Consider the following 14,155-nt stretch of genomic DNA (forward strand, 5'->3'; position numbering starts at 1 on the left):
TTTCATCATGACCGATCCAAAACTCAATCGCCGGCGCTTTTCGGTGCTGTCCGGCGCGGCCTTGCTGGCCAACTTCAATAGCGCACGCGCGCAGGGCGACAAGATCATTCTGGGCCAGTCGGCCGCCTTCACCGGGCCGGCGGCCCAGTTGGGCATCCAGTTCTACCAGGGTGCCAAGCTGCATTTCGACCAGCTCAACGCGCAGGGCGGCGTGGCCAACCGCCAGATCGAGATCCGCACGCTCGACGATGGCTACGAGCCCGACCGCTGCGTGGCAAATACGCGCAAGCTGATCGACGAGGACGTGCTGGCCCTGTTCGGCTACGTCGGCACGCCCACCAGCCTGGCCGCGCTACCGCTGTTCACCAAGGCCAGGATGCCGTTCTTTGCGCCGTTCAGCGGCTCGATGGGCTTGCGCCAGCCGTTCAACCGCTACGCGTTTCACGTGCGCGCCTCGTACAACGACGAGACCGCGCTGATCGTGAAACAGCTCACGTACCTCGGACTCAAGAAAATCGGGGTGTTCTACCAGAACGATGCCTACGGCCAGGCCGGGCTGAGCGGCGTGACGCTGGCGCTGGCCAGCCAGAAGCTGCAGCCGGTGGCCCGCGCCACGGTGGAGCGCAATTCGGTCGATGTGGCCGCCGCCGTGAAAACCCTGGTGGCCGCGGCGCCCAATGCCATCGTGCAGATCGGCGCCTACAAGGGCTGCGCGGCCTTCATCCGGGCCGCGCGCAAGGCCGGCTACGGCGGCACCTTCTACAACGTGTCGTTCGTCGGCACCCAGGCGCTGGCCGATGAGCTCGGCAAGGACGGCGCCGGCGTGGTCGTGTCCCAGGTGGTGCCGTCGCCGTACACCGCATCGCGCCCGATCTCGCGGGAATTTGCGGAGGCGATCAAAAGGGGCGGCGGCAAGGTGCAGGCCAACTTCTCCAGCATGGAAGGCTATCTGGCCGCGCGGGTGTTCAGCGACGGCCTGCGCAATGCGCGCGGCCCGAGCCGCGAGGCGCTGATCGCCGGCCTGGAGTCGCTGGGCGGGCGCTCCTATGGGGGCTTCGACGTGACGTTCGACGCCAGCGACCATGCGGCGTCCCATTTTGTCGAGCTCTCGATGCTGACCGGCGACGGCCACGTGCGGACCTGAACCGCCTGCGCCCGATGCCTCGCCCGCGCCGTCAGGCCAGCGCGGGCGAGGCGGCCAGCCCCTGCATGAAGGCCTCGCAGCGCGCCAGCTGCTCCAGGCTCACGTATTCGTCGCTCTGATGCGCCTGGTTGATGCTGCCCGGGCCGCACACCACGGTGGGAATACCCGAGTTCTTGAAAATACCCGCTTCCGTGCCGAACGCCACCAGCGTGGTGCGCGGCTCGCCCGACAGGCGCAGCGCGAGCCGCGTCACGGGGTCCTGCGCTGAGCCCAGAAAACTCGGGACTTCGCAAATCGTCTCGAAACTGAAGCCGGCCTCGGGCGCTACGCTTTTCATAGCTGACTGCAGAGACAGGGTATGGGCTAGCACCTCTTTTTGCATGATATTTGCATCGGCGGTCGGCAGGTCGCGGAATTCGTAGCGGAACTCGGCGTCGCGCGGCACCACGTTGTCGGCGATGCCGCCGTGGAACTGGCCCACGCTGGCGGTACTGAACGGCACGTCAAAGCCCTCGTAGCGCGGCTCGTGGCGCTCGAACCCTTCGGCCATGTCGCGCAGCTTGCCGACCAGGCGCGCCGCCATCTCGATCGCGTTCACCGACTGCGGCGTCAGCGACGAATGCGCCTCCTTGCCGCGCACGCAGCATTTGTAGCGGTACACGCCCTTGTGCGCGATGGCCGGCACCATGCTGGTGGGCTCGCCGATGATGCAGGCCAGCGGTTTGACGCCGGCGTCCTTCATGTCGGCGATCAATTCGCGCACGCCGAAGCAGCCGACTTCCTCGTCGTAGCTGAACGCAAAGTGAATCGCAAACGGCGCCGCACTCTCCAGCAAAACCTGGGCGTTGGCCAGCGCGATGGCGATGAAACTTTTCATGTCGGCACTGCCGCGGCCGTACAGCCGCCCGTCTTTGACGACGGCGCCCAGCGGATCGAGTGTCCAGTCCTGCCCGTCCCACGGCACGGTGTCGGTATGGCCGGACAGGATCACGCCAGCCGGCTTGCCCTCGCCCAGGGTCGCGAACAAATTGGCCTTGGTTTTGTCGGCGTTGTAGGTCAGACGGCTCTTGACGCCCAGTTGCTGCAGCTGATCGCGGATGAAATGAATCAGCGCCAGATTCGAGTTGCGGCTGACGGTGTTCATGCGCACCAGCGTTTGCGCGAGTGCCAGGGCGTGGGTTGAAATCATCGCGCCATTGTGCGGGATTTTCCCGGATGGCGCGGCCGGCGCGCGTGGCCTAAACTAGCCGCAGCACAAGGAGCTTTCATGAAAGTCATCGATTCCATCGTTACGCAGGCGGCCGGCATTGCCGCGATCCGCCGCGACATCCACGCGCACCCCGAACTGTGCTTCAAGGAGGTGCGCACCGCCGACGTGGTGGCGCAGAAGCTGACCGAGTGGGGCATCCCGATGCACCGCGGCATGGGCACCACGGGGATTGTCGGCATCATCAAGAACGGCACCAGCGAGCGCGCGGTCGGCCTGCGCGCCGACATGGACGCGCTGCCGATGCAGGAGTTCAACACCTTCGCCCACGCCAGCCAGAACGCCGGCAAGATGCACGCCTGCGGCCACGACGGCCACACCGCCATGCTGCTGGCCGCGGCCCAGCATTTTGCGAAAAACCGCAACTTCGACGGTACGGTCTACGTGATCTTCCAGCCGGCCGAGGAAGGCGGCGGCGGCGCGCGCGAGATGATCAAGGACGGCCTGTTTGAGAAATTCCCGATGGAGGCGGTGTTCGGCATGCACAACTGGCCCGGCACCGACGTCGGCAAATTCGCCGTGAGCGCCGGGCCGGTGATGGCGTCGAGCAACGAGTTCAAGATCACCATCCATGGCAAGGGCAGCCACGCCGGGCTGCCGTACATGGGCATCGACCCGGTGCCGATCGCCTGCCAGATGGTGCTGGGCTTGCAGAGCATCATCAGCCGCAACAAGAAGCCGGTCGAGGCCGGCGTGCTGTCGGTCACCATGATCCACGCCGGCGAGGCCACCAACGTGGTGCCCGACAGCTGCGAGCTGCAGGGCACGGTGCGCACCTTCTCCTATGAGGTGCTGGACCTGATCGAGACGCGCATGAAGCAGGTGGCCGAGCACACCTGCGCCGCGCACGAGGCAACGTGCACCTTCGAGTTCGTGCGCAACTACCCGCCCACCATCAACTCCGCCGCCGAGGCCGAATTTGCGCGCCGGGTGATGCAGGACATCGTCGGCGCCGACAACGTGATCGAGCAGGAACCGACCATGGGCGCGGAAGATTTTGCCTACATGTTGCAGGCCAAGCCGGGCGCCTACTGCTTCATCGCCAACGGCGACGGCACCCACCGCGAGATGGGCCACGGCGCAGGTCCGTGCATGCTGCACAACCCGAGCTACGACTTCAACGACGACCTGATCCCGCTGGGCGCCACCTACTGGGTGCGGCTCGCCGAAGACTGGCTGGGGACCCCGCGCGCGGGAGCCGGCGCATGATCGGCCTGGTGCAGGCGTTCTCGCCCAGCTATGCGCAGGCCCGCGTCAAGTTTCTGGAGGCCGCCGCCACGGCCGGGCTGCCGAACGAATCGCACAGCCACCCGCTGCCCGGGCGGGACGGCGAGGTGCTGGCGATGGACGTGGCGCTCGATGGCCCGGCGGATGCCGACAAGCTGCTGATCGTCACCAGCGCCTGCCACGGCGTGGAAGGCTACTGCGGCAGCGGCGTGCAGGTGTTTTCGCTGCACGACGCCGAATGGCGCGCCAAGGCCAAGGCACAGGGCGTGGCGGTGCTCTACGTGCACGCGCTCAACCCCTACGGGTTTTCGCACGTGCGCCGCGCCACCCACGAAAACGTGGATTTGAACCGCAACTTCCACGACTTCAGCCAGCCGCTGCCCGTGAACACCGGTTACCGCGAACTGGCGCCGCTGCTGCTGCCCAAGCAGTGGCCGCCGACGCCCGAGAACGCGGCCGCCATCGGCCAGTTCATCGCCACGCGCGGGATGGACGCGTTCCAGGCGGCCATCTCGGGCGGCCAGCATGAATTCCCCGACGGCCTGTTCTTTGGCGGCACCGCGCCGACCTGGAGCAACCAGACCTTTCGCCGCGTGCTGCAAACGCATGGCCAGCGCGCCCGGCGCATCGCCTGGATCGACATCCACACCGGCCTGGGCCCGAACGGCGTGGGCGAGCGCATCTTTGCCTGCAAGGACGATGCAGCGGCGCTCTCTCGCGCGCGCGCCTGGTGGGGCAGCGACGGAGCCTCCCATGTGACGTCCATCTACGACGGCTCGTCCACTTCGGCGTTCCTCACCGGCCTGATGTGGGCCGCCCTCTACGAGGAATGCCCGCAGGCCGAATACACCGGCATCGCCATGGAGTACGGCACAGTGCCCATGCTCGACGTGATGCACGCCATGCGCGCCGAGCACTGGCTCAACATCCACCGCGATGCGCCGCCCGAGTTGGCCCGGCAGATCAAGCAGCAGATGATGGACGCGTTCTACACCGACACCGATGCGTGGAAGGGGCAGATCATCAGCCAGGCGAGGCAGGCGATGTTTCAGGCGGTGGATGGATTGAGTTCTTGATGGTTTTGGCTTCCAGCCCTTGCAGGGTATTCGCAGTTAGCTATTGGATTCGTAGCTAACTGATTGTCATTCCCGGCTTGACCGGGAATCCACGGCAGTTGAAGCATTGACCTTCGCAGGGGCTGCTGGCCGGGTGGCGCCCCGGCGGGCGCCTTACTTTTCTTTGCTTCGCCAAAGCAAAGTAAGCAAAAGAAAGGCGAGCCGGATTCGTCGGCCCGCTGTGCGGGCACGCTGCGTTGCTCGATCCAAGCGGGGTGCGCAGAAACTCGGCTTCGCCTCAAACATCTGCGCCCCTGATCCGCCCGGCTCTGCGCTACTCGCCTCCTCATGACGGCGTGAGCACAGTCGGACAACCAAATACCCAAGTCAACAAGGACGCGCCATGGCGCGTCCTTGTGGGCTCCTGTGTTTGGTGTTGAATTTGCCTTGGTATCCGGCCTCCGCCGTCCTGGCACGGCTGAGCAGCGCAGGGGCAGATGGATCAGGGCTGGCGTTGTCTGAGCCCGCAGGGCGAGTTTAGCCAGACCCCATCTGCCCCGAGCAGCGCAAGGCACCCCGAAGGGGCCGTGCCTGCGGCTCGCCTTTTCTTTGGTGACTTTCTTTTGGCGAAGCAAAAGACAAGTTACTGCGCCGTCGGGCGCACATCCCGACATCCCCGCCCGTCGGGCAACAACCAGAACCGAGCCGCTCGCAATGGTCGTCGCTCAACTACCGTGGATTCCCGGTCAAGCCGGGAATGACAAGTACGGGGCCGGGAATGACAAGTACGGGGCCGGGAATGACGACAGCTGAACCGGGAATGACACATCAGGGTCCGGGAATAACAGCAGCGTCAGGGTTCGCCAGGGACGCCGGAAACCGCCTCGCCGCAATTTCCAGCAAGCCGTCAAAAATCAGGTTATCCACCAGCTCGAAGGTCCCCTGCATGCTCGGCGCCATCTTCCAGCCCGCGCCGCCCGTCATCACGCACATCGGCTCGGCACCGCAGTGCTGGCGCACATGCTGCATCATGCGCTCCACCGCCCCGGCGATTGCGTAGGTGCCGCCGCTGGTCAGGGCATCGCTGGTGTTGGTGGGAAATTCGCGCACCTCGCCGGTGGGCACATGCAGCCCGGCGGTGCCGGATTCGAGCGCGCGCAGCATGATGCCGTGGCCTGGCAGGATCAGGCCGCCCAGGAACTTGCCGCCGGCGTCGATGGCCTCCACAGTCACGGCCGTGCCGACCATGGCGACCACCATCGGCCGCGGTGCGCTGCCGTGCAGTGCGGCTTGCGCCAGCATGCGATGGCGCGCGCCGATCATGGCGACCCAGCGGTCGGCGCCGAGCCGCGCGGGGTGGTCGTAGCCGTTGATCAGGCCCGCCTCCGAACTGCTGGAGACCACCCATTGCGGCGCCACGTCCCAGAGCTCCATCTGCTCCTGCACGCAGCGTTTGATGGCGTCGCCCGCCACGATGCAGCCGAGCATGGCCTGCGGCGCGGGCAGGTCGCGCCAGGCGCCTTCCGCCAGTTTCTCGATGTGCTCCAGAAACTCCGCGCCGTGGGCGAGCAGCGCGGCGCCGGGACGCGGAGCGTCGTACTGTGCCCACTTGAGCCGCGTGTTGCCTACGTCGATGGCGAGAAACGTCATGCTGTCCCCAGTGTTTTGCGCATTATCTCCAAACCGGTGCCGCCCATCGCGCAGGGTTGGCAGCGCGCCAGCTCCGGATCAGCCCGCCGGGCGCAAGGATACGGGTTTCGTGCTGGCCGCCAGCCACCAGGATTCTCATGGCATGCCTGCCGGTGCTGCGGCACGGCAGCCAGCCGCAAGGGGATTTGCGGCTAAAGTGCGGCTTCGTTCATTTTGATCTATTTGGAAGCCCACCATGAACATCACCGAGCTCACGGCCGACGCGCTGTCAAAGGCCATCCATGCGCGCCAGGTGTCGTGCCGCGAGGTGATGCAGGCCTACCTGGCGCGCATCGAAGCCGTGAATCCGGCGTTCAATGCCATCGTCAGCCTGCAGGATGGCGAGAGCCTGTTGCGCCAGGCCGACGCGCGCGATGCCCAGCTCGCGCGCGGCGAATCCATGGGCTGGATGCATGGCATGCCACAGGCCATCAAGGATCTGGCCAACACGGCCGGCATCCCGACCACGCTGGGCTCGCCGCTGATGCGCCACTTCGTGCCGAAGGAAGACGGCCTGCTGGCGCGGCGCATGAAAGCGGCCGGCTGCATCGTGATCGGCAAGACCAACACGCCCGAGTTCGGCCTGGGCTCGCACACCTTCAACGAGGTCTTCGGCGTGACGCGCAATGCCTACGATCCAGCCTTCTGCGCCGGTGGCAGCAGTGGCGGCGCGGCGGTGGCGCTGGCGCAGCGCCTGCTGCCGGTGGCCGACGGCTCCGACTTCATGGGCAGCCTGCGCAACCCCGCAGCCTGGGCCAATGTGTTCGGTCTGCGCCCCTCGCAGGGGCGCGTGCCGATGGCGCCCGCGCAGGACGTCTGGGTGTCGCAGCTCGGCACCGAAGGCCCCATGGGACGCACCGTGCGCGACGTGGGGCTGCTGCTGTCGGTGCAGGCCGGGTACGATGCCTGCGCTCCTCTTTCAATAGCACAGGGCGGCCACCAGTTCAGGGCTGCGCTTGATTTTGATCCTCAAGGCTTGAGAATTGGCTGGCTCGCCGACCTGGGCGGCTACCTGCCGATGGAGGACGGCATTGTGCCCGTGTGCGAACAGGCGCTGGACCGCTTGAGAGGCGTGGGCTGCGAGATTAAGCCCGCGACGCTGGGCATGCCGCCAGATGCCGTGTGGCAGGCCTGGCTGGTGTGGCGGCGCGCGCTGGTGGCTTCGCGCATCGCGCCGTTCCTGCTGAACGCGAAAAACCGCGCGCACATCAAGCCCGAGGCGCTGTGGGAATACGACCAGGCGCAGGGCCTGAGCGGCTCGCAACTGCTCGGCGCCAGCGCGCAGCGCACGGCTTTTTACCAGCAGATGCTGGGTTTGTTCGAACACTATGACTACCTGGCGCTGCCGACGGCCCAGGTCTGGCCGTTCGAGGCAAGCCAGCGCTGGCCGCAAAGCATCGTGAGTGGCGGGGCCAGCGTTGCCATGGACACCTACCACCGCTGGATGGAGGTGGTGATCTACGCGACCTTCGCGGGCCTGCCCTGCATCAGCGTGCCGGCCGGTTTCAACGCCGCGGGCCTGCCGATGGGGCTGCAAATTATCGGCAAACCGCAGGCCGACTTTGCGGTGCTACAACTGGCCGGCGCCTACGAACAGGTGGCGCAGGACGTGCTGCAAAGGATGCCCAGCGGGCGAAGGGCCGTGGCCGCTGGCGCGGCAGGTTATCCTTGCTGACCTGTCGCAGCCATGCTACAACCTGCACACGCCAAAAACTTCATAAGTGTCATAAATCACTGCGCATTCCAACCACGATGAGCTTTCCTCTCTACCAATCGCCCGGAACCATCGTCTTCCTCGACGACGATCCCGACTACCTCGACATGCTGGCGCTGGTGATGCCGGAGGACTGGCACGTGCGCCTGTTCCGGCGGCCGCAGAACTGCATCAACTACCTGCAGCAAGAGCCGCCGCTGTGGGAGGCCGACGCCTGGGCGCAGCAGGAGATGATCGAAGAGTCGCGCGCGGGCGGGGTGCCCCTGATTTCGCAAATCCTGCGTTATTGGGGCGAGCACAGCCGGCGCTACGCCCTCACCCAGGTGTGCGTGGTCGACTATTCCATGCCCGGCATGGACGGACTGCAGGCGCTCAGTGAGCTGGTGGACTGGCCCGGTCTGCGCGTGCTGCTGACCGGCCAGGCGGACGAGCAGATCGCGGTGGACGCCTTCAACCGCGGCCTGATCGAACAATTCATCCCCAAGCAAACCCCGGACATCTCGCGCCGCCTGATCGACACGCTCAGGCGCATGCAGGCGACGGCCAGCGGGCGCCACTCGCAGATCTGGCGCAGCACGCTGACGCAAAGCCAGAATGCGCTGCTGCGGGTGCCGTCGATCGCGCAGGACCTGTCCGAGTTCGTCGCCAGCCACTGGGTCGAATACGTGGTGATCGGCCGGCCGTTCGGCATTCTGGGGCGCGATGCCAATGGCCGCGTCGGCTGGCTCCAGCTGGAGCCCGTGAGCGGCCTGGGCGAACTGGCCGAGCTTGCGGGCAGCGCCGGGATCAGCTCGCAGGGTATCGCCGAGATTCAAAAGGGCAAAAAACTGGCCGACCTCGAACTGGGGCAGGCGCTGGGGCGCACCGCACCAGAGCTGAGCCCGGCGCTGCCGATCGGGCGCGAAGAATCGCTGCTGGGTGCGCTGTTCGCCGTCGGCATCGAGCACAGCCCGCACGCCAGCACCTGCTACCACCGCTGGCTGGCCGCTCAGCCGAAGCGCTTCGTGCAGGACTGAATAGCCCCCACGCTTGTCGCTGCGCGTACTGCGCTGCCCCCCGAGGGGGCTGGCCTTGCTTGGGGCGGCCCGGCGCGGCGGCCGATAGCCTCCACGCTTGTCGCTGCGCGTACTGCGCTGCCCCCCGAGGGGGCTGGCCTTGCTTGGGGCGGCCCGGCGCGGCGGCCGATAGCCTCCACGCTTGTCACTGCGCATAGTGCGGCGCTGCTCAGGCTTGCCGCCACGGCAGGCCGCGCAGGCGCCAGCCGCCCTTGCGGCCGCGGTGCGCCTGCTCATCCGGGTCGCCCTCGAAACCTTCCAGAATGTTGTAGGCCTGCAGGCCCAGCTCGGTCGCACGCCTGGCCGCCGCAATCGAGCGCACGCCGCTGCGGCACAAGAGCACTACCTTCTTGCCCGGCGGCACGGCTTCCTTGAGGCCGGCATCGAACGCCGGGTTCATGGCCATGCCGGGCCACTGCTTCCAGGCCAGCGGCACCGCGCCGGGCACGAAGCCGACCCATTCGCGTTCGGCATCGGTGCGCACGTCCACCAGCACGGCCTCGCCCGCCTGCCACCAGCGGTACGCCAGCTGCGCCGACACATCGCCGGCGTAACCTTGCGCGGGGCGCGGCGCGTCCGGCTGGGCCAGGGCCACCGCACCGGCGTCGTGGCGCAGGCCCGAGCTCTGATTGGCCGGCACCGCCTCGTCCATGCGTTTGGGTTTGGGCAGGCCCAGCGCGTCCATGGTGGCGACAAACTCGGCCAGCGTCTTGCCGGCCACGCGCGCGTTGCCTGCCTTCTCGGCGCCAATGGTCGAATGCGTGCGGCCCTGGTAGTCGTGCGCCGGCCAGACGGTGGTGGCATCGGGCAGCGCGAACAGCACCTCGGTCAGGCTGCGGTACAGATCCGCGGCGCTGCCGGACTGGAAGTCGGTGCGCCCGCAGCCGTTGATGAGCAGCGTGTCGCCGGTGAAAACATGGTCGCCGCCGCGCGTCTTCCACAGATAGCTCATGCCGCCCGCTGTATGGCCGGGCGTGTGCAGCGCGGTGATGGCCTCGCCGCCGAAACGCAACACCTCGCCGTGCTTGAGTTGCACCGACGCCGTGCTGATGCCGCAGCCTGCCGGCGCGGCCGTTTTGGCGCCGGCATGCTCGGCCAGCAGCCCGGCGCTGGTGATGTGGTCGGCATGCGCGTGGGTCTCCACCGTCCACGCCAGCTTGAGGCCGTGCTGCTTGAGCACGGCCAGATCGCGTTCGACCTGCTCGTCCACCGGATCGATGATGAGCGCGTCCCGCGTGGCCTCGTCAAACAGCACATAGGTGTAGGTGCTGGAGGCGGGATCGAAAAGCTGCAGGGGTTTCATGGCAATCTCCAAGAGAGGTATCCTGACTCGCACCCGAAGTTTAGAACGTTAAGGAGCCCTGCATGCATTCTTATCGGCAGTCGCTGGCGTCGGTTTTGAGCGGCGGCCTTGACGCTCTTGTTTTTGGAGCATCCCTGGCAGCCGGCATGAGGGCCGCAGTGCGATTGACCTTATGAATATCGACAAACTTCTGGCACCGTGGCAGCCGCACGTTGAGGCGAGCGGCAAACCCTGCCGGCTGGCCGACTTCGACCCCAAGGCCCGGCCTTTTTCCATCGGGGACAAGGCCCAGGACAAGGCCCGCGTCGAGACCCTGGCGCTGGAGCTGGACATGCTGCAGGAACTGTTTTACGCCGACCGGCGCTACAAACTGCTGGTGGTGCTGCAAGGCATCGACGCCGCGGGCAAGGATGGCACCATCCGCGGCGTGTTCGGCCAGCTCAGTCCGCTGGGCGTGGACACCATCGGCTGGAAGGTGCCGTCCGAGGAAGAACGCGCGCACGACTACCTGTGGCGCATCCACCAGAAAATGCCCGGCGCGGGCCAGGTGATGATTTTCAACCGCAGCCATTACGAAGAGGTGCTGGTGCCGGTGGTCAACGGCTGGATCACGCCGGCGCAGACGCACCAACGCTATCGGCACATCAACGAGTTCGAGCGGCTGCTGGTGGAGACCGGCACCGTGGTGCTCAAATTCATGCTGCACATCAGCTTCGAGGAGCAGCGCGTGCGCCTGCAGGAGCGCGTGGATGACCCCACCAAGCACTGGAAGTTCAGTCTGGGTGACTTGGAGGTGCGCAAGCAATGGCCCGCGTACCAGCAGGCCTACGAGGCGCTGCTGGGCGCCACCAGCACGGCCTGGGCGCCCTGGACCGTGGTGCCGGCCGACTCGAAGACGCACCGCAACCTGATGATCGCCACCATCGTGCGCGACACCTTGCGCCAGTTGGAGCTGCGCTACCCGCCCAGCGACCCGAAGCTGGCCGGGCTGAAGGTCAAGTAGCCTGCCGCAGCAACCGATTCAGTGCCCGCCGCCCAGATAGGCGGCCTTGACGGCCGGGTCGTCGCGCAGGCGCTCGGCCTCGCCATGCACGGAGATGCGGCCGTTTTCCAGGACATAGCCGTAATCCGCCACCTGCAGCGCCGCGGCGGCAAACTGCTCCACCAGCAGCATGGTGACGCCGCGCGCCTTGAGGCTGGCAATGATGCGAAAGACTTCCTCGACCAGAATCGGCGCCAGCCCCATCGAGGGCTCGTCGAGCAGCACGATCTCCGGATTCAGCATGACCGCGCGGGCCATCGCCAGCATTTGCTGCTCGCCGCCCGACAGCGTGCCGGCCAGCTGGTTGCGGCGCTCCTTCAGGCGCGGAAACAGCTCCATCGCGCGCTCCAGGTCACCCGCCACATCGCCCTTGGGACGGCTGCCGGTCAGGCGCGGAAAAGCCCCCAGGGTCAGGTTGTCGGTCACGCTCATGGTCGCAAACACGCGCCGGCCCTCGGGCGAATGCGCCAGGCCCAGCTTGGCAATGGTGTAGGACTCCAGGCCATCGACGCGCTTGCCCTGCAGCGTGATGCTGCCCGCGGTCGGTTTGATCATGCCCGAGACCGCCCGCATGGTGGTCGTCTTGCCGGCGCCGTTGGAGCCGATCAGCGTGACCACCTTGCCCTTGGGCACGTCAATGGAAATGCCGTGCAGGACCTGGATCTTGCCGTAACCCACTTCGAGGTTCTTGATGCTCAACATAGTGATGACTTGCCTGTTCCTGTTGGGTCTACGCCGCCTGGCCACCCAGATAGGCTTCGATGACCTTCGGGTCGGCCTGCACTTCGGCCGGCCGGCCTTCGGCAATCTTCTGGCCAAAATCCAGCACCGAGACGGTGTCGCAGATGCTCATGACCACGTCCATGTGGTGCTCGATCAGGATCACGGTGATGCCGTGGTCGCGGATCTTGCGAATGATGGAGATCAGCTCCTTAATGTCCGGCGCGGTCAGGCCGGCGGCCGGCTCGTCCAGCAGCAGCAGCTGCGGATCGAGCGCCAGCGCGCGTGCGATCTCCAGCAGGCGCTGCTTGCCGTAGGGCAGGTTGCGCGCCTCCTCGAAGGCCATGTCTTCCAGGCCGACAAAGCGCAGCAGGCCCAGGCCGCGCTCGATCGCAGCCGCCTCCTCGCGCTGGTAGCGCGGCGTGTTCAGCGACACGTCGACGATGTGGCTGTCAAACGTGTGATGCAGGCCCACCTGGATGTTTTGCAACGCCGTCATTTCGCCGAACAGCTGCACGTTCTGGAAGGTGCGCGCAATGCCCGACAGGGCGATGTCGGACGAGGTACGTCCGACCACCGAACGGCCGGCGAACTCGATGCTGCCCGCGGTGGGCACGTAAATGCCGGTCAGCACGTTCATCATGGTGCTCTTGCCCGAACCATTGGGGCCGATCAGGCCATGGATCGTGCCGCGCCGGATCAGCAGGTCTACCTCATTGATCGCCTTGAGGCCGCCAAACTGCATCAGCACGCCCTTGGCCACCAGCAGCGTGGCCTCGCCCGCCGACGCGGCCAGCCCCAGGGCGTCCTTGCCGGAATCGGCGCCGGCGGACGCGACCCTTGCGACGCGGCCGCCCTTGCGGAAGGCCAGCAGGTTGCGCACAAAACCCACGATGCCATCGGGCAGGTAATACACCACAAACAGGATCATCAGGCCGAAAATGGACAGGCGCCAGTCCGTGATGGAATCCAGCCAGAACGAAAACCCGGCCAGCGCGATGGCCCCGACCACCGGGATCCACATGATCTTCGGCGACGCCATCTTTTTGGCTATGCCCACGCCCGCGCCCACCGTGATCAAGAGGGCCAGCGCCGAGGCAACGATGCGAAACGTGTCCAGGTCGTCGAGCAGCTTGGGCAGCATCACGATGATGGCAGCCCCCAGCAGGACCCCCGTGCGGGTCTTGCGCCCGCCCATGATGACGGCCAGCAGGAACAGCACCGTCAGCTCAAAGTTGTAGGTATTGGGCGAAATGTATTGCTCCGAATACGCATACAGGCTGCCCGCCAGTCCGGCAAAGCCGGCGCTGATCACGAACGCGTAGACCTTGTAGCGGTACACCGACACGCCCATGCAGTCGGAGGCCACCGGGCTGCCACGCAGCGCCTCGAAGGCGCGCCCGAGCTGGGACTTCAAAATCCGGTGCACCACGATCAGCGACAGCAGCATCAGCGCAAACACCAGCCAGTAAAAGGCACGCTCGTCGAACGTGTAGCCCGCCACGCTGGGCTTGGGGATCTTGATGCCGAGCGGGCCTTCGGTGAGGAAGTCCATCTCGTTGATCAGGATCTGGATGATGGTGCCGAACGCCAGCGTCACCATGGCCAGATAAGGGCCCGTCACACGCAGCGCCGGCAGCGCCAGCAGCGCGCCAAAGCCCGCCGTCACCAGGATGCTGGCCGGAATGGTCAGCCACAGGGACGCCCCCAGCTTCATGAACAGCACGCCGGTCGCGTAGGCGCCAATGCCGAACAGGCCGGCATGCCCGAGCGACACCTGGCCGGTATAGCCCACCACGATGTCCAGGCCGAACAGCAGGATCGCGTAGATCATGATGGTGGCGATCAGGTGAATGTAGTACGGGTTGGGCAGAAACCACGGCACGGCACCCAGCGCGGCCAGGCACAACACCGAGACCAAAAGAAACTTCCGGTTCAT

11 protein-coding genes and 1 pseudogene are annotated in these 14,155 nt (G+C 66.3%); 6 read left to right on the forward strand and 6 right to left on the reverse strand.

What is annotated here, in order from left to right; translation table 11 throughout:
- Nucleotides 1-7 precede the first annotated feature (7 nt).
- Nucleotides 8-1,144, forward strand: a complete 1,137-nt coding sequence (locus EUB48_RS19035) for an ABC transporter substrate-binding protein (protein WP_142820659.1) — start codon at nt 8-10, stop codon at nt 1,142-1,144.
- Between the two features lie 31 nt (nt 1,145-1,175).
- On the opposite strand, the gene argE is transcribed toward EUB48_RS19035, so the two are convergent.
- Nucleotides 1,176-2,333, reverse strand: a complete 1,158-nt coding sequence (argE, locus tag EUB48_RS19040) for an acetylornithine deacetylase (protein WP_142820660.1) — start codon at nt 2,331-2,333, stop codon at nt 1,176-1,178.
- 78 nt (nt 2,334-2,411) lie between these two features.
- On the opposite strand from argE, the gene EUB48_RS19045 reads away from it, so the two are divergent.
- Nucleotides 2,412-3,620 (forward strand): M20 aminoacylase family protein, encoded by a 1,209-nt coding sequence (locus EUB48_RS19045; RefSeq protein ID WP_142820661.1) that lies wholly within the window; start codon nt 2,412-2,414, stop codon nt 3,618-3,620.
- The gene (locus tag EUB48_RS19050; RefSeq protein ID WP_142820662.1) at nt 3,617-4,714 is read left to right on the forward strand and encodes a M14 family metallopeptidase; all 1,098 of its coding nucleotides are present in this window, start codon (nt 3,617-3,619) and stop codon (nt 4,712-4,714) included. The genes EUB48_RS19045 and EUB48_RS19050 overlap by 4 nt, the downstream gene beginning before the upstream one ends.
- Nucleotides 4,715-5,521: 807 nt before the next feature.
- Here the strand turns inward: EUB48_RS19050 and EUB48_RS19055 are convergent.
- Nucleotides 5,522-6,343, reverse strand: a complete 822-nt coding sequence (locus tag EUB48_RS19055) for a type III pantothenate kinase (RefSeq protein WP_142820663.1) — start codon at nt 6,341-6,343, stop codon at nt 5,522-5,524.
- A gap of 235 nt (nt 6,344-6,578) precedes the next feature.
- Between EUB48_RS19055 and EUB48_RS19060 the strand changes: the two genes are divergently transcribed.
- Together EUB48_RS19060 and EUB48_RS19065 are read left to right on the forward strand one after the other, a co-directional pair.
- Nucleotides 6,579-8,057 (forward strand): amidase, encoded by a 1,479-nt coding sequence (locus tag EUB48_RS19060; protein ID WP_142820664.1) that lies wholly within the window; start codon nt 6,579-6,581, stop codon nt 8,055-8,057.
- Between the two features lie 77 nt (nt 8,058-8,134).
- Nucleotides 8,135-9,112 (forward strand): response regulator, encoded by a 978-nt coding sequence (locus tag EUB48_RS19065; RefSeq protein WP_142820665.1) that lies wholly within the window; start codon nt 8,135-8,137, stop codon nt 9,110-9,112.
- Nucleotides 9,113-9,320: 208 nt separating this feature from the next.
- On the opposite strand, the gene EUB48_RS21780 is transcribed toward EUB48_RS19065, so the two are convergent.
- Both EUB48_RS21780 and EUB48_RS21785 read right to left on the reverse strand, forming a co-directional pair.
- Entirely contained in the window at nt 9,321-9,803 is a 483-nt protein-coding gene (locus tag EUB48_RS21780) for a rhodanese-like domain-containing protein (RefSeq protein WP_420821463.1), read from the reverse strand.
- A 138-nt stretch (nt 9,804-9,941) separates the two neighbouring features.
- Nucleotides 9,942-10,454: pseudogene (locus EUB48_RS21785) on the reverse strand (MBL fold metallo-hydrolase); the annotation flags it as partial.
- 172 nt (nt 10,455-10,626) lie between these two features.
- On the opposite strand from EUB48_RS21785, the gene EUB48_RS19085 reads away from it, so the two are divergent.
- The gene (locus tag EUB48_RS19085; protein ID WP_142820667.1) at nt 10,627-11,457 is read left to right on the forward strand and encodes a PPK2 family polyphosphate kinase; all 831 of its coding nucleotides are present in this window, start codon (nt 10,627-10,629) and stop codon (nt 11,455-11,457) included.
- Between the two features lie 18 nt (nt 11,458-11,475).
- Here EUB48_RS19085 and EUB48_RS19090 read toward each other — a convergent pair whose 3' ends face one another.
- Both EUB48_RS19090 and EUB48_RS19095 read right to left on the reverse strand, forming a co-directional pair.
- On the reverse strand, nt 11,476-12,198 hold the full coding sequence (locus tag EUB48_RS19090) for an ABC transporter ATP-binding protein (RefSeq protein WP_142820668.1): 723 nt from the start codon (nt 12,196-12,198) through the stop codon (nt 11,476-11,478).
- 28 nt (nt 12,199-12,226) lie between these two features.
- The gene (locus EUB48_RS19095) at nt 12,227-14,155 is read right to left on the reverse strand and encodes a branched-chain amino acid ABC transporter ATP-binding protein/permease (RefSeq protein WP_142820669.1); all 1,929 of its coding nucleotides are present in this window, start codon (nt 14,153-14,155) and stop codon (nt 12,227-12,229) included.

The sequence above is a fragment of the Rhodoferax sediminis genome (assembly GCF_006970865.1).
Classification (GTDB): domain Bacteria; phylum Pseudomonadota; class Gammaproteobacteria; order Burkholderiales; family Burkholderiaceae_C; genus Rhodoferax_A; species Rhodoferax_A sediminis.